The 23039-nt window shown below is 42.9% G+C and carries 19 protein-coding genes; 17 read left to right on the forward strand and 2 right to left on the reverse strand.

The genetic code is table 11. The features are described 5' to 3' along the window. Positions 1-42: 42 nt before the first annotated feature. From B5X77_RS11185 to clpB, 5 genes are all read left to right on the forward strand, one after another. Positions 43-1122 (forward strand): carbamoyl phosphate synthase small subunit, encoded by a 1080-nt coding sequence (locus B5X77_RS11185; protein WP_079508076.1) that lies wholly within the window; start codon positions 43-45, stop codon positions 1120-1122. Next, positions 1115-4216 carry a carbamoyl phosphate synthase large subunit gene (locus B5X77_RS11190; RefSeq protein WP_079508077.1) on the forward strand — a complete coding sequence of 1034 codons (3102 nt, stop codon included), beginning with the start codon at positions 1115-1117 and terminating at the stop codon, positions 4214-4216. Before B5X77_RS11185 ends, B5X77_RS11190 begins: the two co-directional genes overlap by 8 nt. After that, a complete protein-coding gene (gene argF / locus B5X77_RS11195) occupies positions 4213-5169 on the forward strand; it encodes an ornithine carbamoyltransferase (protein ID WP_079508078.1) in 957 nt (318 codons plus the stop codon). Before B5X77_RS11190 ends, argF begins: the two co-directional genes overlap by 4 nt. A gap of 1175 nt (positions 5170-6344) precedes the next feature. After that, positions 6345-6527: a YjzC family protein gene (locus B5X77_RS11200; protein WP_079508079.1), complete on the forward strand. Its 183-nt coding sequence runs from the start codon at positions 6345-6347 to the stop codon at positions 6525-6527. A gap of 94 nt (positions 6528-6621) precedes the next feature. Further along, a complete protein-coding gene (gene clpB, locus B5X77_RS11205; RefSeq protein WP_079508080.1) occupies positions 6622-9225 on the forward strand; it encodes an ATP-dependent chaperone ClpB in 2604 nt (867 codons plus the stop codon). Between the two features lie 88 nt (positions 9226-9313). Here the strand turns inward: clpB and B5X77_RS11210 are convergent, their stop codons facing one another. Next, on the reverse strand, positions 9314-9502 hold the full coding sequence (locus tag B5X77_RS11210; protein ID WP_079510202.1) for a YjzD family protein: 189 nt from the start codon (positions 9500-9502) through the stop codon (positions 9314-9316). 304 nt (positions 9503-9806) lie between these two features. On the opposite strand from B5X77_RS11210, the gene B5X77_RS11215 reads away from it, so the two are divergent. The 4 genes from B5X77_RS11215 (at position 9807) to B5X77_RS11230 (ending at position 12749) form a co-directional block, all read left to right on the forward strand. Beyond that, on the forward strand, positions 9807-10547 hold the full coding sequence (locus tag B5X77_RS11215; RefSeq protein ID WP_079508081.1) for an alpha/beta hydrolase: 741 nt from the start codon (positions 9807-9809) through the stop codon (positions 10545-10547). A gap of 67 nt (positions 10548-10614) precedes the next feature. Then, complete coding sequence (locus B5X77_RS11220) at positions 10615-11442, forward strand: hypothetical protein (RefSeq protein WP_079508082.1); 828 nt, start codon at positions 10615-10617, stop codon at positions 11440-11442. 142 nt (positions 11443-11584) lie between these two features. Continuing rightward, positions 11585-12535: a BMP family ABC transporter substrate-binding protein gene (locus B5X77_RS11225; RefSeq protein ID WP_079508083.1), complete on the forward strand. Its 951-nt coding sequence runs from the start codon at positions 11585-11587 to the stop codon at positions 12533-12535. 25 nt (positions 12536-12560) lie between these two features. After that, on the forward strand, positions 12561-12749 hold the full coding sequence (locus tag B5X77_RS11230) for a ComZ family protein (RefSeq protein WP_079508084.1): 189 nt from the start codon (positions 12561-12563) through the stop codon (positions 12747-12749). Positions 12750-12777: 28 nt separating this feature from the next. On the opposite strand, the gene B5X77_RS11235 is transcribed toward B5X77_RS11230, so the two are convergent. Beyond that, positions 12778-13080, reverse strand: coding sequence for a hypothetical protein (locus B5X77_RS11235; RefSeq protein ID WP_079508085.1), 303 nt, complete (start codon positions 13078-13080; stop codon positions 12778-12780). Positions 13081-13307: 227 nt separating this feature from the next. Between B5X77_RS11235 and B5X77_RS11240 the strand changes: the two genes are divergently transcribed. From B5X77_RS11240 to B5X77_RS11275, 8 genes are all read left to right on the forward strand, one after another. After that, positions 13308-14240, forward strand: coding sequence for a beta-ketoacyl-ACP synthase III (locus B5X77_RS11240; RefSeq protein ID WP_079508086.1), 933 nt, complete (start codon positions 13308-13310; stop codon positions 14238-14240). A gap of 56 nt (positions 14241-14296) precedes the next feature. After that, on the forward strand, positions 14297-15538 hold the full coding sequence (fabF, locus tag B5X77_RS11245) for a beta-ketoacyl-ACP synthase II (protein ID WP_079510203.1): 1242 nt from the start codon (positions 14297-14299) through the stop codon (positions 15536-15538). A 502-nt stretch (positions 15539-16040) separates the two neighbouring features. After that, positions 16041-17024: an ABC transporter ATP-binding protein gene (locus tag B5X77_RS11250; protein ID WP_079508087.1), complete on the forward strand. Its 984-nt coding sequence runs from the start codon at positions 16041-16043 to the stop codon at positions 17022-17024. Continuing rightward, on the forward strand, positions 17021-18043 hold the full coding sequence (locus B5X77_RS11255; RefSeq protein ID WP_079508088.1) for an ABC transporter ATP-binding protein: 1023 nt from the start codon (positions 17021-17023) through the stop codon (positions 18041-18043). Before B5X77_RS11250 ends, B5X77_RS11255 begins: the two co-directional genes overlap by 4 nt. A gap of 84 nt (positions 18044-18127) precedes the next feature. Continuing rightward, entirely contained in the window at positions 18128-19777 is a 1650-nt protein-coding gene (locus tag B5X77_RS11260) for a peptide-binding protein (protein ID WP_079508089.1), read from the forward strand. Between the two features lie 408 nt (positions 19778-20185). Continuing rightward, on the forward strand, positions 20186-21136 hold the full coding sequence (locus B5X77_RS11265) for an ABC transporter permease (RefSeq protein WP_079508090.1): 951 nt from the start codon (positions 20186-20188) through the stop codon (positions 21134-21136). A 57-nt stretch (positions 21137-21193) separates the two neighbouring features. Next, a complete protein-coding gene (opp4C, locus tag B5X77_RS11270; RefSeq protein WP_257391881.1) occupies positions 21194-22063 on the forward strand; it encodes an oligopeptide ABC transporter permease in 870 nt (289 codons plus the stop codon). Between the two features lie 170 nt (positions 22064-22233). Beyond that, complete coding sequence (locus B5X77_RS11275) at positions 22234-23010, forward strand: DUF2268 domain-containing putative Zn-dependent protease (RefSeq protein ID WP_257391791.1); 777 nt, start codon at positions 22234-22236, stop codon at positions 23008-23010. Positions 23011-23039: the final 29 nt, after the last annotated feature.

The following is a 23039-nucleotide window of genomic DNA, read 5'->3' on the forward strand; positions in this document are numbered from 1 at the left end:
AATTAATTTAAATAAATTTTTATCCAACTGGAGAGGTGACTGATGAAAGGATATTTGCATCTGGCTGACGGCAAGACGTTTGAGGGACAGCTGCCTGGTTTACTAGGCGAAGAGGAAATAGCCGGTGAAATTGTATTTTTTACAGGGATGACTGGTTATCAGGAGGTACTGACGGATCCTTCCTATAAGAACCAAATCATTGTGTTCACTTACCCTTTGATCGGCAATTATGGCATAAATAAACAGGATTTTGAAAGCAAAAAACCGCATGTTGCAGCCGTGATTGTCTGCGAAGCTGCAAAAGAGGCCTATCATTATGAGGCTAATTATTCATTTACAGAGTATCTCGATAAATGGAATATTCCTGTCCTCGAACATGTAGATACTCGTGAGCTTGTAAAAAACATCCGTGAAAAGGGCACGATGCCCGCAATATTATCGAACCGGCCTGAATGTGATTCTTACTTTGACTCATTTAACAGCCTTAAGGTGAAAGAGGTCTCAATCAAGTCGCCCGAAACAATCGGAATGGGTAATACACATATTGTACTGGTAGACTATGGTTTCAAAAAGTCGATAGCCGACTATCTCGTAAAACAAAAATGCCTGGTTACAATTGTGCCTTATGATTATAGCTTTGAACAAATTTCTGCACTGAAGCCTGATGGGGTGCTTTTATCCAATGGACCGGGCGACCCGAAAGAGTTGATAAATCAGCTGCCGGAGATCAGGAAAGCAGCCGAATACTACCCTGTGTTAGGAATCTGTCTTGGCCACCAGCTTGCTGCCCTTGCTTTCGGAGCGGATACGAAAAAGATGCTTTTCGGACATCGTGGAGCAAACCAGCCTGTATTCGACGTCACAGGAAACCGTGTATTCATGTCATCACAAAACCACAGCTATATGGTCGATCAAAAAAGCCTGGGAAACACAGGCTTAAAAATACGCTTCCTGAACAAAAATGACCAGTCGATCGAGGGGCTTTATCACGAAAAACTGCCTTTGATGACAGTCCAGTTCCATCCTGAAGCAAGTCCGGGACCTGAAGACAGCATTTTCATATTTGAAGAATTCATCAACACAGTAAAATACAGAAAGCGGAGAGAAGTCAGCTATGCCTAAGGATACTAGCGTTAAATCGATATTGGTAATAGGTTCTGGTCCGATCATCATCGGCCAGGCGGCAGAATTTGATTATGCGGGAACCCAGGCCTGCATCGCGCTTAAGGAAGAAGGCTATCGGGTCATCCTTGTCAATAATAATCCGGCCACCGTTATGACAGATCATGTTTTTGCAGACGCAGTCTATTTTGAACCAATGACGGTAGAAAGCGTGGAGAAGATCATTCAACGTGAACGGCCAGATGGCATTCTGGGCACACTGGGCGGCCAGGCAGGTCTTAATCTGGTGTTCAGACTGAGTGAGGAAGGAATCCTCGAAAAATATTGTGTGAAAGTACTTGGCACTTCAGTGGCGAGCATCAAGCAAGGGGAGGACAGGGAAGCATTCCGGAGCCTGATGCATAAGCTGAATGAACCTGTACCAGAAAGCGAGATTGTCCAATTAGTTGAAGAAGCTGTTGCTTTTGCAGAAAAAATCGGCTTTCCCCTGATTGTACGCCCAGCCTACACATTAGGAGGCACTGGAGGGGGAATTGCTGGAAATATGGAAGATTTGATTTCCCTTGTTTCAGGCGGGTTAAATGAGAGCCCAATCAATCAATGCCTTGTTGAAAGAAGTATTGCCGGATTTAAAGAAGTTGAATATGAAATGATGCGGGATGCAGAAGGTACCTGTATCGCCATATGCAATATGGAGAATATTGACCCGGTCGGCATCCATACTGGGGACTCCATTGTGGTAGCTCCTTCCCAAACGCTGACAGACCGTGAGTATCAAATGCTCAGAACTTCAGCTGTTAAAATCATTTCTGCTTTAGGAATCGTCGGCGGATGTAACATCCAGTTTGCCCTTGACCCAGATAGCAAGAATTATTACTTGATTGAAGTAAATCCAAGGGTCAGCCGCTCGTCCGCACTGGCCTCAAAAGCGACAGGATACCCGATTGCCCGCATGGCAGCAAAACTGGCAGTCGGATATAGCCTGGCAGAGATAAAAAATCCAGTAACAGGCAATACCTTTGCCAGCTATGAGCCGGCTCTGGATTATATTGTAGTGAAAATCCCGAAATGGCCGTTTGAACAATTCCCCCAAATAGACCGGACCCTCGGGACACAAATGAAGGCAACTGGTGAAGCAATGGCCATTGACCGAAGCTTTGAACGAGCGTTCATCAAAGCCGTCCGGTCACTTAACATCAAAACAATGGACTTGAAGCTTCCTGCAATTGCGGATTTTAGCGTTGAAGAGCTGTACAGATTGGCAGCAAATCAGACAGATCAGCGTATTTTTGCTTTGCTGGAGCTGATGCGAAGGGGCGAACAAATCAAGGATCTGCATGAAGAAACAAAAATTGATCGATTTTTTCTGGGGAAATTTAAATCAATCATTGAATTGGAGGAGAAGATTGAAGACCAAAACTTTGAGGAAATTACTGCTTCCGAGCTTAGAGTTTTGAAAGAAAAAGGATTCAGCGATGCTTTTCTATCCTCAATATGGGATGTTTCAGAGAAAGAAGTCCGGGAACTCCGTAAACAATACGAGGTCATGCCGGTGTATAAGATGGTTGATACATGTGCTGCTGAATTTGAATCAGCTTCCAATTATTTTTACTCCAGCTATCTCGGAGCAAATGAGGCGGCGGCTAAAAGTGGAAAGCGAAAGGTTCTTATCATTGGCAGCGGCCCAATCAGCATAGGGCAAGGAGTTGAATTTGACTATTGCTCTGTTCACGGTGTATTTGCTCTTAAGGAAGAAAATGTTGAAACAATTATGATCAATAATAATCCCGAGACAGTGAGTACAGATTTCGCGACATCTGATCGCCTGTATTTTGAGCCATTAACCCTGGAAGATATTTTGAATGTGATCGAACTGGAAGGCATTCATGAAGTCATTGTTCAGCTGGGAGGCCAGACAGCTTTAAATCTAGCAAAAGGGCTCGAAGAAGAAGGGATAGAACTGTTAGGAACGAGCTCCGGGACAATCGATGTATTTGAGGACAGAGATCAGTTTTACCAGTTAATGGATAAACTGAAAATCCCGAGAGTAAAAGGAGAGACAGCCGCGAATCAGGAAGAATTGCAGAATGCAGCCGAGCGCCTGGGTTATCCGGTGCTGATCAGGCCGTCGTATGTTATTGGCGGGCTGAATATGGTTGTGATTCAAAATCACCAGGAATTGAAAAGGGTAATGGAGAGCGGGAAAGTTCAATTTCCAATCCTGGTTGACCAGTATCTTGAGGCCAGGGAGGCAGAGCTTGATCTCGCTGCAGACGGTGAGCATGTTTTAATTCCCACGATCGTAGAACATATTGAAAAAACCGGTGTCCATTCGGGCGACAGCTTTTGTATACTCCCTGCCCAAAGCTTCCCCCAGGAGACAAAAAAGTTGATGGCAGATTATGCAAAAAGAATCGTGTGCGCACTTAAATACAAAGGGTTAATGAATATCCAATTCATTGTGAAAGGAACCGAAGTGTACTTGCTCGAAGTCAACCCGCGTTCAAGCAGGACTATGCCGATCGTTAGCAAGGTAGCCGGAGTTGATTTAGTGAATAAAGCGACAAAAATATTGCTCGGGAAATACTTTTTGTCGAAAGACGAAATCGTGCTAGATTCTGATTCGCCTTTTGTCTGCGTTAAACATCCAGTGTTTTCGAATTTCGCATTGAAAGGGCTTGATAGTAAAACAGGTCCGCAGATGATTTCTACAGGCGAGGGTATTAGTATCGGATCTTCTTTTCAAGAAGCCATCAATAAAAGCTTCCATTCGATAAATGGAAAGAATGTTCAAGGCCCGATTGCCTTTGCTGACAAAAATGTTCTATTTGAAATGACGAACCAGTTCCCATCTGCAGTTCTTGTTGATTTCGATTACCTCACTGACTATACCCAGATCTCTGCACTTTACTGCCCTGGAGCAACGGAAAAGGACATCGCTTTAAGGGAGTGGGCAGTAAAAAACCGAAAAATCATATTGACCCATGCAGAAACCTTAATTGCATTTTTAGAAAGCAGTAGCGTGGAAGATTGGAATGTGAAATCACTGGATGAATGGCTGACAGAAAATAATGAGGAAGTGACTATAAAATGACATCATTGCAGCAGGTGGAGATCGATTTAAAAGGGAAGGATTTATTAACACTCGCTGATTTAGAAAAATTTGAGATTATGGCATTGCTGGAAAAGGCGCTTTTGCTGAAGGAGAAGACCTTGAAAAAACAATTTGACCAGCCTTTAAAAGGAAAAATTCTCGGAATGATTTTCGATAAATCATCGACTCGTACCAGGGTATCCTTTGAAGTCGGCATGATCCAGCTTGGAGGAAGCGCATTATATTTAAATGGAAATGATCTTCAATTGGGGAGAGGTGAATCGCTAAGCGATACGGCTCAAGTCCTTTCTCAGTATCTTGATGGCATCATGATCCGTACATTTTCTCATAAAGCGATTGAGGAACTGGCAGAACATGCAGATATACCAGTCATAAATGGATTGACCGATATGTATCACCCTTGCCAGGCACTGGCCGATCTAATGACGATATACGAAAAAAAGGGCAAGCTGGCAGGCCTTAAGCTTGCATATATCGGGGATGGCAACAATGTCGCTCACTCGTTGATGATCGCCTGCACAAAAGTTGGCATGGACATATCGCTTGCATGTCCAAAAGGGTATTTCCCTGATTCTGAAATTACATCGCTTTGTGAAGGTTATGCATCCGAGAGCGGTGCAAAGCTTGTTATTACAGAATCTCCTTCAGATGCTGTCGCTGATGCAGATGTGATTTACACAGATGTATGGACCAGCATGGGGCAGGAAAGCGAGAACGAAAAAAGATTAAAGGATTTTCAAGATTTTCAGGTAAATGCTGAATTGCTAAAGACTGCAAAAGAAGATTACCTGTTCATGCACTGTCTCCCGGCTCATCGTGATGAAGAAGTAACCGCAGAAGTAATAGACGGAAAGCATTCCGTCGTCTTCGATCAGGCAGGAAATCGACTGCATGCGCAAAAAGCATTGCTGGTGGAAATTTTAAAAGATTAAATTGAGTGGGTGATGGTGAAGAAGGGAATTTTATAAGCCTGAATGGAGCTAGAGGAAAGAAAAAGGTCACATAGAAAAATTCTATAAACCCAAAAGGGAGTTCGGAGCTTCAAAAGGTCACATAGAAAAATTCTATAAGCCCAAAAGGGAGTTCGGATCTTTAAAAGGTCACATAGAAAAATTCTATAAGCCCAAAAGGGAGTTCACAGCTACAAAAGGTCATAAAGAAAGATTCTATAAGCCCAAATGGAGCTCGAGAACAGAAAAAGGTCACATAGAAAAATTCTATAAGCCCAAATGGAGCTCGAGAACAGAAAAAGGTCACATAGAAAGATTCTATAAGCCCAAAAGGGAGTTCGGAGCTTCAAAAGGTCACATAGAAAAATTCTATAAGCCCAAAAGGGAGTTCGGAGCTTCAAAAGGTCACATAGAAAAATTCTATAAGCCCAAAAGGGAGTTCGCAGCCACAAAAGGTCAAATAGAAAAATTCTATAAGCCCAAAAGGGAGTTCGGAGCTTTAAAAGGTCACATAGAAAAATTCTATAAACCCAAAAGGGAGTTCGGAGCTTCAAAAGGTCACATAGAAAAATTCTATAAGCCCAAAAGGGAGTTCGGAGCTACAAAAGGTCACATAGAAAAATTCTATAAGCCCAAATGGAGCTCGAGAACAGAAAAAGGTCACATAGAAATTTTATAAGCCCTAGAAATAATTTAATCCGAAACTGTCTCGAAAAAATAATGATTTCTACAGGACATTTGTTGTCAACTTCATACACATAAAATACCCCGGTTATTGGAATAGCCGGGGGTTATTTGTTGATAAGAAAATAAAATAACACCTGGCCCTACTACAAAACAGCGGTCCGCGGTCCATACTATACGTGAACCTTTAAAGCAGGGTTCATAAACAACGCAAAGTCATCTATTTTAAAGCAAGTAAATGCTCAGCAATTTCAAGATGGACGTTTGACGATGAATTGATGATGTGTTGTAAGCCAAGAAGTATCTCTTTAATTACATCAAATTTTATCCTTATTGTATCGATCCAGTACCTTTTTCATGCAAACTAACGCAACTTATGATCATTTCTTTTGGAAGGATAAATTAGGCATTAATACTTTATGTAAAAAAGTAAATAATATAACAGCCGGATTACTTATAAAGGAGGAAGGCAGATGGGTCAGAGTCATCAGTTCCGTGCAGGGCAAAAGGCGCCTAACAATGGTATTTATATTGAAATTGGAGAAACAGGGAGCAATGTCAACAACCCGCAAAAGATCAAGCTGAAAGCTGGAGATCGTTTTCCTGAAAACTCCAATCACAACCGTCATTGGACATACATGCCAAAATTTAAATAAAAGCGATAAGCCATCCAATGTGGATGGCTTTACTTTATGGAAATTTTTATTATAATATAACTAAAGGTCAAAAAAGGTCAAAGGAGTGGTTGGGTTGGATTTGAATAGGATGACAGAAAGCCTTCAGCAGGCATTTGTATCAGCGCAGACCATGTCTGTTCAACATAACCATCAGGAAGTGGATGATACACATTTGGTTCTGGCCTTACTCGGACAAGAAGGCAATCTGGCTGCATCTTTGCTCGCTGGTATTGGAATAAATCTGGAGGATTTTAAAAAGCGCTTAAATCGTTCCCTGGCAAAAAAACCACAAGTCTCAGGAAGTGGAGTTGAGCAGGGAAAGTTATATATTACATCAACGCTGCAAAAGGTTTTGGCACAAGGCGAAAAGGAAATGAAACAGTTTGAAGACGAATATCTTTCCGTGGAACATGTTTTGCTTGCGGCACTCGAAACTGCTGGTTCTGACACGGGCTCTCTCTTGAGGAACTCAGACATAACCAGGGCCAAATTGTTAACTAGAATCAAAGAGGTTAGGGGGAATCAAAGAGTGACTTCACCAAATCCAGAAGGTACTTATGAAGTTTTAAAAAAATATGGAAGAGACCTTGTCGAGGAAGTTCGTTCAGGCAAGGTGGATCCGGTAATTGGCAGGGATAGCGAAATACGTAATGTAATCCGTATCCTGTCAAGGAAGACAAAAAACAATCCCGTATTGATTGGGGAACCGGGCGTTGGAAAGACTGCTATCGTGGAAGGTCTTGCGCAAAGAATTGTTCGTAAGGATGTTCCCGAAGGCTTGAAAGATAAGACTGTTTTTGCGCTGGATATGAGTGCGCTGATTGCAGGTGCCAAGTTCCGGGGTGAATTTGAAGAGAGACTGAAAGCTGTATTGAATGAAGTGAAAAAGAGTGAAGGGAAAATCCTGCTTTTCATTGATGAACTCCACACTATCGTAGGGGCCGGTAAGACAGAAGGGGCAATGGATGCCGGTAATATGCTTAAGCCTATGCTGGCCCGCGGTGAGCTCCATTGCATTGGAGCAACAACATTGGATGAGCACCGCAAGTATATTGAAAAGGATCCCGCGTTAGAACGTAGATTCCAGCAGGTACTCGTGCGTGAACCTGATGTCGAGGATACAGTCTCGATTTTACGTGGGTTGAAAGAAAGGTTTGAAATCCACCATGGAGTAAATATACATGACCGTGCGCTGGTCGCAGCTGCCACATTATCTGATAGGTATATCACGGACAGGTTCCTGCCAGATAAAGCGATTGACCTCATTGATGAAGCTTGCGCAATGATCCGTACTGAAATAGACTCAATGCCATCTGAGCTTGATGAAGTGACTAGAAGGGTTATGCAGTTAGAAATCGAAGAAGCGGCTTTGACAAAGGAAAAAGATGATGCCAGCCGGGAACGGTTGGAAACTCTTCGGAAAGAACTTGCAAATTTAAGGGAAAAAGCAAATGGGATGAAAGCAAGATGGCAGAAGGAAAAAGAAGGGATCCAAAAGGTCCAGGAAAAACGGGAAATGCTCGAAAAGCTCCGCCGTGAACTGGAAAAGGCAGAAAATGATTATGATTTGAACAAGGCTGCTGAATTGAGGCATGGCCGTATTCCTTCTCTGGAAAAAGAACTGAAAGAGCTCGAACAGGAAGTCAGCAAAAACGAAGGTGAACGGCTTCTTCGTGAGGAAGTGACCGAAGAAGAAATTGCCGGAATTGTTTCACGGTGGACAGGAATTCCTGTGATGAGGCTGGTTGAAGGAGAGCGCGAAAAGCTCCTCAAACTTGAGAGAATTCTGCACGAACGCGTGGTCGGACAGGATGAGGCTGTGTCTCTTGTTGCTGATGCAGTTCTTAGGGCAAGGGCTGGCATCAAGGATCCAAACAGGCCGATTGGTTCATTCATTTTCCTGGGGCCAACCGGGGTTGGAAAAACAGAACTGGCCAAAACACTTGCTCAGTCATTGTTCGACAGTGAAGAACATATCATTCGAATTGATATGTCTGAGTATATGGAAAAGCATGCAGTTTCAAGGTTGATCGGAGCTCCTCCAGGATATGTCGGATATGAGGAAGGCGGTCAGCTGACAGAGGCTGTCAGGAGGAACCCGTATTCAGTGATCCTTCTTGACGAAGTAGAAAAGGCGCATCCTGAAGTATTCAATATCCTGCTCCAAATGCTGGATGATGGCAGGGTAACAGATTCACAGGGCAGGACGGTCGACTTTAAAAACACAGTGATTATTATGACATCCAATATTGGCTCGCATCATTTATTGGAGCGACAGGATCGGTCGAAAGATATCTCGCCCGAAACAAGGGACCGGGTCATGTCCCAGCTGCGCAGCCATTTCCGTCCTGAATTCTTGAATCGTGTTGATGAAATCATTCTCTTCAAGCCTCTCGCATTGAAGGAAATCAAAATGATTGTCGAAAAATTAGTTTCCACTCTGCAGGGAAGGCTGGCAGACCAGCAAATTCAGCTGAATATCACGGATGAGGCAAAAGAGTTTTTAGCTGAGCAAGGTTTTGATCCTGTTTACGGAGCGAGACCGTTGAAGCGATTCATTCAGAGGACCGTAGAAACAAAGCTTGCAAAGGAAATTATAGCAGGCAGGATAAAAGAGAAAAGCCAGGTGGAAATTGGCGTAGATAATGATGATATTCAATTGAAACTTATACAGTAAGAGACGTTAAATTCAGCCTGACGAACATTTTCACAGCATGTGCCCTGAAAGAAAAAAAGTCATCCATGTGGATGACTTTTTTATGTACTTAATGACCGTGCTTTTCTTCAGAACCGTTGGGAAGGACTGCAGGAACCACGAGAATGATAATTGTTGCCACAATAGCAATGATCGTGCTTTGAACCAAGTCCAATCCAACGCCAATCATAGCGCCGGCTACATAATTAAGCATTAGAACAAGAAGGAATGTCCAGAATAAAGTCCAGAAATATTTCACGATTTTCACCTCTAACATTATTAAATCTTTTCTCATCTTACCACAAGCCATCTAAATTATAAATGAAATTTAAACAAAATGAAAAGCGTTTTCACGTTATCATTCCAATTTACCGTATCAGAGTATTATTATATAGATGTAACAGGAATCAAAATCATTTTCCAGAGTTCCCGCCTTATTTAAACAGGCCCTAATCTTTCATAATGATTCTAAGGTTTAGTGAAAAAAATGGGCAAACTCCCGTTCATTTCTTATTAAATTACATACAGTAATATGAATAATCTGTAGGGAAGGGGCTGGTAAAATGGAGAGCCGGAACTTTAAACTGGATACCGAATGGAATGTAATCCATTACCCTGATAGACCAAATGGTTTCGGTATCCTGGCTATTGGAGATGAAAGACATTTTGTGAACGGTGCAAGCAGTTTCTGGACACAGAATGAAGGTAAACGTTCAATGCTGAACATATGGAAGAGGGAAGGATACACTGTTTTCTATTCAAATCTATATGGCAGGCATTGGGGAAGTGAAAAGGCTGTTGATCTGGCGATGAGATTATGCAGTCATATAGTCCGCAATGAAATTTTGAATACTTCCTTCCATGTAGTAGCAGAAGGGATGGGGGCATTAATTGCCTTGAAGCTATTGGCTCATAGTGATTATAAGATAAGGTCATTGGTCCTTATTAATCCAATCCTCTCATTGCATACGCATCTGGCACAAGAGAAAGAAAACAAGTTTTTTTACAAAAAGCTTGTAGCCGAACTTGAAACAGCCTACGAAACGGACATCGAGACTCTTCTTCAAAAACTTAATCAAGCGGGTAACGGTGCTGATATATTCAATAAAGATACACCAGTAAAAATTATTCACGTACTGTCTGGTAACAGAGCCTATAAGCAATCAAATATCATCAAAGAAATGTCTGCAGAATGGGAAAAAGCCAGTCTTCCTATTACGATAACCTATGTCTTGCCAGAAAAGAAGCTTCAGTTAGGGAACCAAATCGTCCAATTTTTATCAAAACATGAGCAAGTCCTATAACTCCTTGTAAATATTTTTAATATTAGATTCATAGGATACAAGAGAGTATTTGCAAGGAGGAATTCAAATGGAAAGGGCAGCAATTTTTGGAGTGTACGATTTTATAGGTTATAGTCTATGTCGGCACATGCTCGATATTGGAATTGAAGTAGAAGGAATCCATCCTGCAGGTGAAGGAGAGGATTATTATACAGAAGAAAAACGTCTGGAAATCGGCAGGAATGCCAACTTTATAGAAACCAGTCTATTAGATTGGCAAGCTGTTGAGACCGAAGATTTTCTTTTTATTACTTTGTTTGAAGCGTTTCTAGATGAGGATCGTACAGTTGATTTTCTGGAAACACTTTTAACTAAACTGGAGTTCCGCAACAGTAAAGAGATGAGTACGGTAGTGGTCCTTCCTGCCTATTTTGCCCAGAAAAATGCGAAACTTGAAAAAGCAGGTGTTGAATTGAACCGTTTTATCAACAATAGACTTCCTTCCATTCTGACAATCTATCTTCCGACCATTTATGGTCCCTGGCAGCCTGGGAAGTTTTTTTTTCAGCAGGTGATGAACCATTCATCGAATGAAATCCGTGAATTACCTGACGTCAGCCAATTGGAGTGGACGGATGATTGTTTGTACATTGATGATGCGGTAAAATCGATTAGGGAAATGGCTGAATCAGGCAAGCACGGGCAGTTTTTACTCTCGAGTGGAGATTCAGGCAGGTGGAAAGCATGCGTCAGGGAATTGCTTGGCAAGGAACCTGCAATGCCTGGGTGCTGTGTAGCAAAGCCAAATTTTAAAGAGACCATTAAATTTAGTAAAGTGGCCAGTAATGAAGAAGTGAGCAGGGGATTAAGCAAACAAAGGGAGCAATATTTCAGGATACAGAACAGCAGAGTCTGAAGGGATTTTCCATAAATCACTTTTCAAACGATACTCCACAGAGTAAAATGGTAAAAGATTCTTTTTATCGGTTCCATTTAAAAAGCGGACACTGAGGTTGAAAATGATATTTGCACAGTGGCGCATAAAGGAGATGCATCGGATGCTGAAACGTTTCGGGCTGATATTGTTAAGCCTTCTTTTGCTCGGAGGGTGCGGACAACCTCTCGCAACTGGCAAGGTGGAGAAAGTCGGTCTGCTGGTGCCTGAAACAATAGATGATCAGGTGTGGGGGACAAAGGGATATCGTGGACTTTTGCAAATTCAGGCCGGTTTGGGGGTTGATGTCTTTTTCAAAGAAGGCATGAATTCACAAGAATTGGTAGAGGAAGCTGTCAAGGAGTTTGACCGTAAAGGTGTGAACCTCATCTATGGCCATGGCAACGAGTACGCTGCCTTTTTCAATAAGATTTCAGGGAAATATCCTGATATTCATTTTATTAGTTTTAACGGTGATGCTAGGACAAAAAATTCGACAAGCCTGAATTTTAAGGGCTATGCCATGGGTTTCTTTGGAGGTATGGTTGCCAGCCATATGTCCGAAACCGGCAAGGTTGGAATAATAGCGGCATATGAATGGCAGCCTGAAGTGGAAGGTTTCTATGATGGGGCTATTTTTGAAAATAAGGACATGAAGATAGACATTCGCTATGTGGGTCACTGGGATGACCAAAGGAAAGCAATGGATGTTCTCGATGATGTTTTAAGTGAGGGTGCTGATGTAATATACCCTGCTGGTGATGGATATAATGTTCCCGTAATTGAAAAAGTAAAGGACAAAGGCTTCTATGTAATTGGATATATTTCTGACCAGTCGGATTTTGGTGAGTCCACCGTTTTAACAAGTACTGTCCAGCATGTTGATGACTTGTATGAACTAACTGCTGAGAAGTACAATAATGGTGATCTTAAATCAGGCAATTTATCATTCGATTTTCAGGACGGTGTGATTACCCTGGGCAAATTCAGCCCTCTTGTCGATTCTGAATATCGAAAAAAAATGAATTCTTATATCAATACTTATAAAGACACCGGTAAACTACCCAATCAGTAATTCTAGACAATAGGAGGCAATAAACATGCAAAACAACGATAAAACGATGGAATTTATGCAAATCGCCATGAAATATCTTCCGGAAGCTCAGCAGAAACTGCAGGAAGCAGGTATCGAGTTGACAATGGACAACCTGCAGCCGTTCTTTACGCTTTTTACTAACGTGATGAACGAAGCATATGAACTGGGAAAAGCAGATGCATCAAAAGAATAAGCTGGTACAGGAAAAGCTGAGGCGCGCCTCAGCTTTTATTTTTTTCAATGAAATGGTCGAAGATTGGCCTGACTTTGCCCAAAAGCGGCTTTAGCTCCTTAGCTGAAGTAATCAGCGTATCAACATGGAACATAACTTCATCTAAATCAATCCTCTCAAGATACTTGCTCAAGGGGGAAGGTTGCTCAGCAGGAGGCTCACTTTGTTCCTCAATATTCCTCGTACCGCCAAACATGAAGCGGTCGAAATGATCCCTATCATGCTTTGCGCTGACTTCAGGATCATTTCTGTGTTTAAAACCAAACAGGTCGTTTTCCCATTCATCTCCCATTGATATTCACACCTTTCTCTACTTCTAATCCTTTTGCAGATATAGACGGAATGTCTCACTGTCAGTCTATGAAAAATCTGGTCATCTGGACTAGGGCAAGAGTGGAAATCTAATTTTTCAGTTGCAGTAAACGAATGGTTTCTGATAAAATTAGTACCAAGTCATAATAATTGATAATATTAGTTGTTCTAAATAGACAGAATTCAAATTAAAAGGAGATGGATCCCATGAATGCAGGGATAACTGGGGTTGGGCGGTATTTACCAGAAAATATTGTAACAAACCTTGATTTAGAAAAAAGGATGGATACTTCGGATGAGTGGATCCGGACAAGGACTGGCATTGAAGAAAGAAGAATTGCCGGGGATGATATGGATACATCTGATTTAGCCTATCGTGCTGCAGCAGAGGCCATCAAAAATGCTGGTATTTCTGCTGAGGATCTAGACCTGATACTGGTAGCGACAGTTACGCCTGATCAGCCTTTCCCTACAGTAGCATGCATGCTTCAGGCTCAGCTTGGTGCAAAAAAAGCTGCTGCCATGGACGTGAGTGCCGCATGTGCCGGCTTCATGTATGGAATGGTCACCGCCAAGCAATTTATAGAAGCAGGTACTTATAAGTATGTTTTAATAGTTGGTGTAGAGAAACTATCCAAAATCACCGATTGGAACGACCGTAATACCGCTGTACTGTTTGGTGATGGTGCCGGGGCTGTTGTAATGGGACCTGTTCCTGATGGAAAAGGGGTGCTTTCATTCGAACTGGGTTCAGATGGATCTGGCGGAAAGTTCCTTTACCAGGACGATTATATTGTGATGAACGGCCGGGAGGTCTTCAAGTTTGCAGTAAGGCAGATGGGTGAAAGCAGTATCAATGTCCTTGAAAAAGCCGGGCTATCAAAAGAGGATGTGGACTTTCTGATCCCACACCAGGCAAATATCAGGATTATGGAATCAGCTCGTCAGAGGCTTGAGCTTCCAATTGAAAAAATGTCAAAGACAGTTCATAAGTACGGAAATACATCTGCAGCTTCAATCCCTATTTCCCTTTTTGAAGAACTTGAAGCAGGAAAAATCAAGGATGGCGATGTAGTAGTTATGGTCGGATTTGGCGGAGGATTGACATGGGGCGCTATTGCCATGCGCTGGGGTAATTAATCACAACAACACTGACTCGATTTTAAAAGAGATAAGATAAAGGAGATGCAATAATGATGGAGAAACGCAGAGTAGTAGTTACCGGAATTGGGGCTGTGACGCCTCTGGGCAATGATGCAGAAACTACCTGGAAAAATATCGTGGAAGGTGTATCGGGTGTTGGCCCCGTCACAAGACTAAATGCAGATGACTTCCCTGCAAAGGTAGCAGCTGAAGTAAAAGAATTTAACGTAGAAAACTTCATGGACCGCAAAGATGCCAGGAAAATGGATCGCTTCACTCATTACGCGGTGGCCGCATCCTTGATGGCTGTAAAAGATGCCGCTCTAGAAATAACGGACGAAAATGCACCGCGCGTCGGTGTATGGATCGGATCCGGTATTGGCGGAATGGAGACATTTGAGCAGCAGCATGAAACATTCATGAACAGAGGGTACCGCAGGGTCAGCCCGTTCTTCGTGCCAATGATGATTCCTGATATGGCAACAGGACAAGTATCAATCACCCTTGGTGCGAGGGGATTCAACTCTTGTACAGTCACAGCCTGTGCAACTGGGACAAACTCGATTGGTGATGCGTTTAAGGTCATCCAGCGCGGCGATGCAGATGTGATGGTAACTGGCGGAGCAGAGGCGCCAATCACAAAAATGTCTTTTGCTGGATTCTGTGCAAATACAGCATTATCTACAAATCATGATCCACAGAAAGCAAGCAGACCGTTCGATAAAGACCGCGACGGGTTTGTCATGGGTGAAGGAGCGGGAATTGTCGTTCTTGAAGAATTAGAGCACGCATTGGCACGCGGAGCTAAAATTTACGCAGAAATCGTAGGTTATGGAGCAACTGGAGATGCATACCATATTACTGCACCAGCTCCAGAAGGTGAGGGCGGAGCAAGAGCGATGAAAATGGCACTTGATGATGCAGGCCTTGCTCCAGAAGAGGTCGGTTATATTAACGCGCACGGAACAAGCACAGAGTATAATGATAAATACGAAACGATGGCAATCAAGACAGTCTTTGGCGAGCAGGCATACAAGCTGGCAGTAAGTTCAACAAAATCGATGACAGGCCATTTGTTAGGCGCAGCTGGAGGAATCGAAGCAATCTTCACAGTCCTGGCCCTGAAGGAAGGAATTCTGCCGCCGACCATCAATCTTGAAACACCAGACCCTGAATGTGACCTGGACTATGTTCCAAATACATCACGCAGGCAGCAGGTAAATGCAGCAATCAGCAACTCCCTCGGTTTTGGAGGCCACAACGCCACAATAGCATTCCGAAAATACGACGCATAATCAAGATGGAGGGAAATCCCTCCCTATATCAAAGCAGAAACCCTTTTGAATTTGAGGGTTTCTGCTTTTTGTTTTGTCCGTTAATTCTCTGGACTGCCATTTGGCTAATGACAACACTCATTGACTGTTTGCAAAAGCAGAAGTGTGGCATTACCCCTGAATGAACAAGATTAATCTCCCCGAATGGATCGAATCGATAAATTTTCCTGCATGCGGTTCGTAATGTTAACTGGTATTTCCTCAAAGAAACTGCCATCACAATCTATCTTCTTGTCGTTTTCTTCTTGGAAATAAAGCCCAAATCTATTTTTCTGAAAAAGTATTATTCCTTCAAAAAGCACACTTAAACAAAATTAGTACGGAAAAACGGCTTAAAAAAAGTAATGAAAGTGTAATAAAAGGAGTTGGTTTCTAATAATTAATAATTATCAGAATCTTTTACTGGGTAAAAAGTCAATTCTCTTTATATCAATTTCATTAGGATAGGCGGTGTGCAAGAATCGTGACAGCCTTATTGGAACTAAAGAATCTTAAAACCTATTTTAAAAGGAAAAAGACAGTGATTCCAGCAGTGGACGGAGTAGATCTTGTAATCAACAAAGGAGAAACTGTCGCATTGGTAGGGGAATCGGGCTCTGGAAAAAGTATCACCTCTCTATCTATTATGCGATTGATTCCTAATCCACCCGGGGAAATTGTGGACGGGCAGATCCATTTTAATGGCCAGGACCTTGCTAAAGCCAGTGAGGAAGAGATGTGCAGGATCCGCGGCAATGATATTTCAATGATTTTTCAGGAACCGATGACATCACTGAATCCTGTTCTTACGATCGGGGAGCAAATCACCGAAGTACTGACATACCATCAGGGATTAACTCATGCAATGGCCAAGAAAAAGGCGATCGAGATGCTGGAACTAGTGGGATTTTCCCGTGCAAAGGAAATTATAAATGATTATCCACATCGGCTGTCGGGAGGAATGCGCCAGCGGGTAATGATAGCGATGGCGATGAGCTGCAACCCAAAGCTATTGATTGCCGATGAGCCGACAACAGCACTGGACGTGACAATCCAGGCGCAAATATTAGATTTAATGAAGGATCTAAGCACCAAATTCGATACCGCTATCCTGATTATTACCCATGACCTTGGTGTAGTTTCTGAAGTAGCAGACCGGGTCGTCGTTATGTATGCTGGCCAGGTTGTGGAAGAGGCAATAGTGGAGGATCTATTTGAAAATCCGCTCCATCCTTACACGAATGGTTTGATGGGTTCTATCCCATCGATAGACGAGGATCACGCTAGACTTACCTCAATAGAAGGGAATGTACCATCTCCAGAAAATTTGCCAAAAGGCTGCCGTTTCGCTCCCCGCTGCCCACATGCTTTTGACCGATGTTTCGCTGAAATGCCAATGTTAGTGAGGAAATACAGCACTCGGTCTGTACGCTGCTTTTTACATGATGGGAAGGAGTTGGTGAAATGATCTCAGCAAGTGAGTCACTAGAAAATAAATCATCGGAGAATAGCTCCCAAACTTTGCTTGAATTACAAGGCCTAAAGAAGCACTTCCCTATCAAATCCGGTATGCTGCAAAAGACAGTTGGTCATATAAAGGCTGTCGACGGAATAGATTTGAAGGTGAATAAAGGAGAAACGCTCGGAATCGTCGGAGAATCGGGCTGTGGCAAATCGACGGTCGGCAGAACTATTATCCGGCTCTACGATCCTACCGATGGAAAAATCATCTTTAATGGCAAGGATATCTCCCATCTTTCAGAGAGTGACCTGCGAAAAGATGTACGCAAAAATATCCAGATGATTTTCCAGGATCCATTTGCTTCTCTCAATCCCAGGAAAACTTTGAGATCGATCATCAGGGAGCCGCTCGATACCCACCACCTCTATAAAAGCAAAGAACGTGACGAACATGTTGAGAGTTTATTAGAAAAGGTCGGTCTGAATGCTTCATTCATAAATCGTTATCCACATGAATTTTCCGGAGGACAGAGGCAGAGAATCGGGATAGCCAGAACCCTGGCTTTAAACCCCGAATTGATTATAGCTGATGAAGCCGTTTCTGCACTGGACGTTTCGATTCAGGCACAAATCATCAATTTAATGGAGGATCTTCAGGAGGAATTTGGGCTTACCTATATCTTTATCTCTCACGACCTTAGCGTTGTCAGACATATTAGTGACAGGGTAGGGGTGATGTATTTAGGGAAAATGATGGAGCTTGCTTCAAAAAAAGAGCTTTATGCAGACCCCCTTCATCCCTACACTCAGGCACTTTTGTCAGCTGTACCGGTTCCCAGGAAGAAAGGTGTCATGAAACGGGAGCGGATAATCTTGAAAGGCGAGCTCCCAAGTCCATCAAATCCACCCAAAGGGTGTGTTTTCCATACAAGGTGCCCAGCTGCATTTGACCTTTGCAAACAAGTGAATCCTGACTTCAAAGAAGTCAAGAGCCATCATTTTGTTGCCTGCCATCTATATACATAGGGCAGCTGCATGATTTGAAGGGAGGAGATAGAAACACCTTTCAGCTTGTCTTAAAAAATAGTAAATATTTAAGGGGGAAATAATGTGAAATTAAGAAAAGTTTCATGGTTGTTAATCAGTCTTACCCTGATCCTGTCTATATTCCTTACTGCTTGTACAGGAAATAATGCAGAGGACCCTAAAGAAACTCCGGGAGATGACGGAAAAAAAGAAGAAGAGGCTGCAGGACCACAGAAGGGCGGAGATTTAATCATTGGTTCAACTGGTGCACCGACCGTTTTCAACCCGCTTTATTCAACAGATACATCCAGCTCTGACATAGAAGGATTCATTTATGACAGCCTTGTATCATCTGATACCGAATTTAACCCGACACTGAGCATGGCTGAGTCAATCGATATATCTGAAGATGGATTGACATTTACAGCTAAATTGAAAAAGGGGATTAAATGGCATGACGGGGAAGAGTTCACGGCAGATGATGTCGTTTTCACCTTCAGCATCCCAAAAAACCCTGATTACAATGGCGAGCGGGGATCGGCCTTCGAAGCAATGGAATCTGTCAAAAAAATTGATGATTATACTGTCGAGTTCAAGCTGAGCAAGAAGGATGCTTCTTTCTATCCTGTTTCTTTGAGTTATTACATTCTGCCTGAGCATATCCTTAAAGATGTTCCAGTTGCAGATCTTGGCGAGCACGAATTCAACACGAAAAGCCCAATTGGTACTGGTCCATTCAAATTCGTTGAATGGAAAGACGGAGAGTATGTAAAGGTAGAGGCATTTGATGATTATTTCAAAGGCCGCCCATACCTAGATACACTCACGTATAAAATTGTTCCAGATATGGATGCGATGATTGCTCAAATCCAGGCGGGTGATATCCACTTTGCAGCTGGCGTGCCAGGGACAGACATCGAAACTGTCAAGTCATTCCCTGGTGTTAAGGTGGAATCAGGTCTAGGCCTTTCTTACACATATCTTGGATATAACCAGAAAAATGAGCTTTTCAAAGATAAAAAGGTCCGTCAGGCAATCACTCACGCTATTGACAGGGAAGCAATCGTTAGTTCTGTCATGAACGGAGACGGTAAAGTTGCAGATGTTCCGGAAAGTCCACTTTCCTTTGCTTATAACGATGATGTTCCGAAATTCGGATACGACGTAGAGAAAGCTAAGTCTTTGCTGGCTGAAGCTGGCTGGAAGGATACTGATGGTGACGGAATTCTTGATAAGGACGGCAAGAAATTCTCCTTCACAGTAAAAACGAACCAGGGTAACAAAGTAAGGGAAGACATTGTCGTAGTCCTCCAAGAACAATTGAAGGAAGTTGGAATTGAAGCTAAACCTGAAATCGTCGAATGGAGCGCGTTCATCGAGCAAATCTCAGCTCCAAACTGGAAATACGACGCACTTGTTCTTGGATGGAGCTTATCAACATTCCCGGATCAGTATGATATTTTCCACTCCAGTCAGATGAAGGAAGGCCTGAACTTCGTCTGGTACTCAAATCCTGAAGCAGATAAGCTGATGGAAGAAGCGAAACAGATTCTGGACCAGGATGAATACAAAGCAGCATATGCAGAAATTTATAAGATGCTGGCAGAAGACCAGCCTTACACATTCCTGTACTATCCAAATGTCCACAGGGTAATGCCGGCTAATCTGGAAGGCTATGTATTCCACGCGAAGGATGATTTTTACGAAATCTCCAAGTGGTGGCTGAAAAAATAGGATCAGGATGGGAGGGAAGGGAGAATCCCTTCCCTTTCAAACATTGAGCATCAGAAATAGTAAATCTTTCACTTTAAGAATTGTCCAGCTACAGCGCCAAGCCCCTCGAGACGTTTGGCTAGTGTCGCCTCCTAGAAACTCCGAAACTGCAACTCCGCCCGCAGAAGCAAAGAGCGCTTCTTTGCCGGAGTCTCCAATTTCTGCGTTTCTGGGCAGTCGGCTTTCCTTTCGATTTCGGTCCGCCCAATGAAGTCATAGAACGACTTCACTGGTCGGCCCTCAGTGGCACACGATGTGCCAGACCCGCCAGCACAGGACGTGGCGTTATAAGGCGGGCAACGCTTGTCGGGGCTGACCGAGGCGCTTACGCTTTTCTTAAAATCTCTTAAATTTAAAAGGAGAATTGCCATGCTATCTTATATTATTCGCCGAATACTTATGGCCATTCCTTTGCTGCTGGGCATTACGATCGTCTCTTTTGCCATTATGAAGCTGGCCCCGGGAGATCCTGCCAGCTTGATGATGGATCCGACCATCAGCCCTGAAGACAAGGCCAGATTCATGGAAAGATACGGTCTCAATGATCCAATCCATATCCAGTATTTGAAATGGCTGGGAGCAATGCTTCAAGGGGACTTCGGGACCTCACTGATACGAAAAGGAGTTCCGGTAATAGAAATGATCATGAATAGGATGCCGAATACGATATTATTAATGGTCGTATCGACCTTGCTGGCCCTGCTGATTTCCATCCCATTTGGAGTCATATCTGCCACAAGACCGTACTCGAAGCTTGATTATACAGTAACCGTGACTTCCTTTCTCGGCGTAGCAACACCAAACTTCTTCCTGGGCTTGATCCTGATCATGCTTTTTGCTGTCCAGAATAATTGGTTTCCAACTGGTGGGGTTGCGACCTTGAATGCACCATTCAGCTTCTGGGACAGAATCCACCATTTGATCATGCCGGCATTTGTTCTGGCTGCGGCTGATATGGCAGGCCTGACACGGTATACGAGATCGAGCATGATGGAAGTGATTAAACAGGATTATATAAGGACAGCGAGGGCGAAGGGTTTTAAGGAGAATAAAGTTATTTATAAACACGGTCTCAGGAATGGACTGATTCCGGTCATCACAATTTTTGGATTAATGATACCTTCCTTCATTGGCGGAGCGGTAATTGTTGAAAAAATCTTTACGTGGCCAGGAATTGGCTTGTTATTCGTAGATTCTGCATTTCAGCGGGATTACCCGGTAATAATGGGCTTGACTGTTATTTCGGCAGTGTTTGTCGTTATCGGTAATTTGATCGCGGACATCCTTTATGCAATTTTTGATCCAAGGATCGAGTATTAAGGGGAGGTAAATATGGCAAAAACAAATCTTGCTGGAAATCAATCTGGCAGCCTGGAAATGCACGGTGTCAAAACCTCACATGATACAATGCTCGGAATCATTGTCAGGAAGTTCATGAAAAACAAGCTTGCCATATTTGGGGGGATATTCCTGATCATCATCATAACTGCTGCTCTGTTAGCACCAGTTATTGCCCCTTACTCACCTTCCAAGCAGAACCTGCTCCTGAAATTACAGCCGCCAAACAGCGAGCACTGGCTTGGGACAGACAGGTTTGGCAGAGACGTATTTTCAAGGCTTCTATATGGAGCAAGAATCTCCCTATTAGTCGGCTTCGCTTCTGTTCTTGGTTCGATAACGATAGGCACCTTCCTTGGAGCTGTAGCTGGGTATGTTGGCGGGATTGTTGATGCGATGATCATGAGATTTGTCGATATCATTCTTTCTATCCCATCTATATTTTTATTGATTACACTGGTAACGATTTTCAAGCCGGGAGTGGATAAGCTAATTTTGATATTTGCACTGTTGGGCTGGACAACTACCGCCCGATTAGTCAGAGGTGAATTTCTCTCTTTAAGGTCGAGAGAGTTTGTCCTCGCATCCAAAACGATTGGAACAAAGACGCCTACGATCATTTTCTCCCATATCCTTCCGAATGCAATGGGTCCGATCATCGTCTCGGCTACACTGGCAGTAGGCTATGTTATTCTGGCAGAGTCAGGATTGAGTTATTTGGGTCTGGGAATTCAGCCCCCGCATGCAAGCTGGGGAAATATGCTCCAGGATGCACAGAATTTTACCATCCTGCTAAAATCCTGGTGGTACCCGCTTGGACCGGGATTGATGATCCTGTTGACTGTCATTTGCTTCAACTTTGTGGGGGATGGATTGAGGGATGCACTTGACCCTAAGATAAACGAGTGATTTCTGATTTTAAAAATGAAAGATAAAACCCTCTAAAGCCAGGAACCTCCCTGGCTTTTTGCATTGAGAAAAAAATTTTAAGGTGAAATATGCCATTCTCTGAACTACTGGCAATTGTTTTCATAATATAGCTGTAAAGTTGAATTCTTCGGGGGGAAAAAGATGGGGTAGTGAGGACGGACGAATGGCTGAAAACAGAATTTAACAGGCCGCAAAATATTTGTGAAAAGCTGCTTGCTTATTTTGAAGATGATGTTGATGCGAAGAAAGTATACGGCTATTTAAAAAACTTTGGCATGTACAGGCCGGACCGCAAAAGTAAAAAGATATTCGAAGAATTAAAGGCTAAGAAATTTTGGCCGGAAACTGAAAAGGTTTTTCGTAAATACAAAACAAAATGGAATGGTCCTGATATTCCTATCTTCCTATTTCCAATGGATTCGGCGAATTCAAGATTGATGAAGGAAGGAAAAGGGAAGTCTGGCTTATCCTTTATCGATAAAATGTTTATTTTTCTGACACCACTAGATGATATGAAAGATCTCGAAGCGTTGTTTGTTCACGAATATCACCATGTATGCAGGATGCAGGCCCAAAAGAAGAGTCCAGATGAATACACCTTGCTTGATTCAATCATTTTGGAAGGGCTTGCGGAACATGCAGTAGCGACTCATTGCGGCGAGAAATATACTGGCGAATGGAGCAGGCGGTATTCGACAAAAACCCTGGAAGGATATTGGATTAATGACCTTTCAAAAAAACTGTCGATAACCAGAAATGACCGTGAACACGATCAAATTTTATTTGGCTTGGGGAGCAGACCTAGACTGCTGGGTTATGCAATGGGATACGAAATCGTAAAACAATATAAGCAATATGGAAATTTTTCTGAAAAAGCTTCATTTTCTATTCCTGCCCGTGAATTCACAAAGCCGTTAAAATTTTAAACTTTTTTCTAGCATAAAAAACCCCAGTT

Origin of the sequence: Mesobacillus jeotgali (assembly GCF_900166585.1) — a bacterium.
GTDB lineage: Bacteria > Bacillota > Bacilli > Bacillales > Cytobacillaceae > Mesobacillus > Mesobacillus jeotgali_A.

What these genes read in the sequence shown, in the direction of transcription:
- B5X77_RS11185 (WP_079508076.1), top strand. Translation starts at nt 43, where the DNA reads ATGAAAGGATATTTGCATCTGGCTGACGGCAAGACGTTTGAGGGACAG.
- B5X77_RS11190 (WP_079508077.1), top strand. Translation starts at nt 1,115, where the DNA reads ATGCCTAAGGATACTAGCGTTAAATCGATATTGGTAATAGGTTCTGGT.
- argF (WP_079508078.1), top strand. Translation starts at nt 4,213, where the DNA reads ATGACATCATTGCAGCAGGTGGAGATCGATTTAAAAGGGAAGGATTTA.
- B5X77_RS11200 (WP_079508079.1), top strand. Translation starts at nt 6,345, where the DNA reads ATGGGTCAGAGTCATCAGTTCCGTGCAGGGCAAAAGGCGCCTAACAAT.
- B5X77_RS11215 (WP_079508081.1), top strand. Translation starts at nt 9,807, where the DNA reads ATGGAGAGCCGGAACTTTAAACTGGATACCGAATGGAATGTAATCCAT.
- B5X77_RS11220 (WP_079508082.1), top strand. Translation starts at nt 10,615, where the DNA reads ATGGAAAGGGCAGCAATTTTTGGAGTGTACGATTTTATAGGTTATAGT.
- B5X77_RS11225 (WP_079508083.1), top strand. Translation starts at nt 11,585, where the DNA reads ATGCTGAAACGTTTCGGGCTGATATTGTTAAGCCTTCTTTTGCTCGGA.
- B5X77_RS11230 (WP_079508084.1), top strand. Translation starts at nt 12,561, where the DNA reads ATGCAAAACAACGATAAAACGATGGAATTTATGCAAATCGCCATGAAA.
- B5X77_RS11235 (WP_079508085.1), bottom strand. Translation starts at nt 13,080, where the DNA reads ATGGGAGATGAATGGGAAAACGACCTGTTTGGTTTTAAACACAGAAAT.
- B5X77_RS11240 (WP_079508086.1), top strand. Translation starts at nt 13,308, where the DNA reads ATGAATGCAGGGATAACTGGGGTTGGGCGGTATTTACCAGAAAATATT.
- fabF (WP_079510203.1), top strand. Translation starts at nt 14,297, where the DNA reads ATGGAGAAACGCAGAGTAGTAGTTACCGGAATTGGGGCTGTGACGCCT.
- B5X77_RS11255 (WP_079508088.1), top strand. Translation starts at nt 17,021, where the DNA reads ATGATCTCAGCAAGTGAGTCACTAGAAAATAAATCATCGGAGAATAGC.
- B5X77_RS11265 (WP_079508090.1), top strand. Translation starts at nt 20,186, where the DNA reads ATGCTATCTTATATTATTCGCCGAATACTTATGGCCATTCCTTTGCTG.
- opp4C (WP_257391881.1), top strand. Translation starts at nt 21,194, where the DNA reads ATGCACGGTGTCAAAACCTCACATGATACAATGCTCGGAATCATTGTC.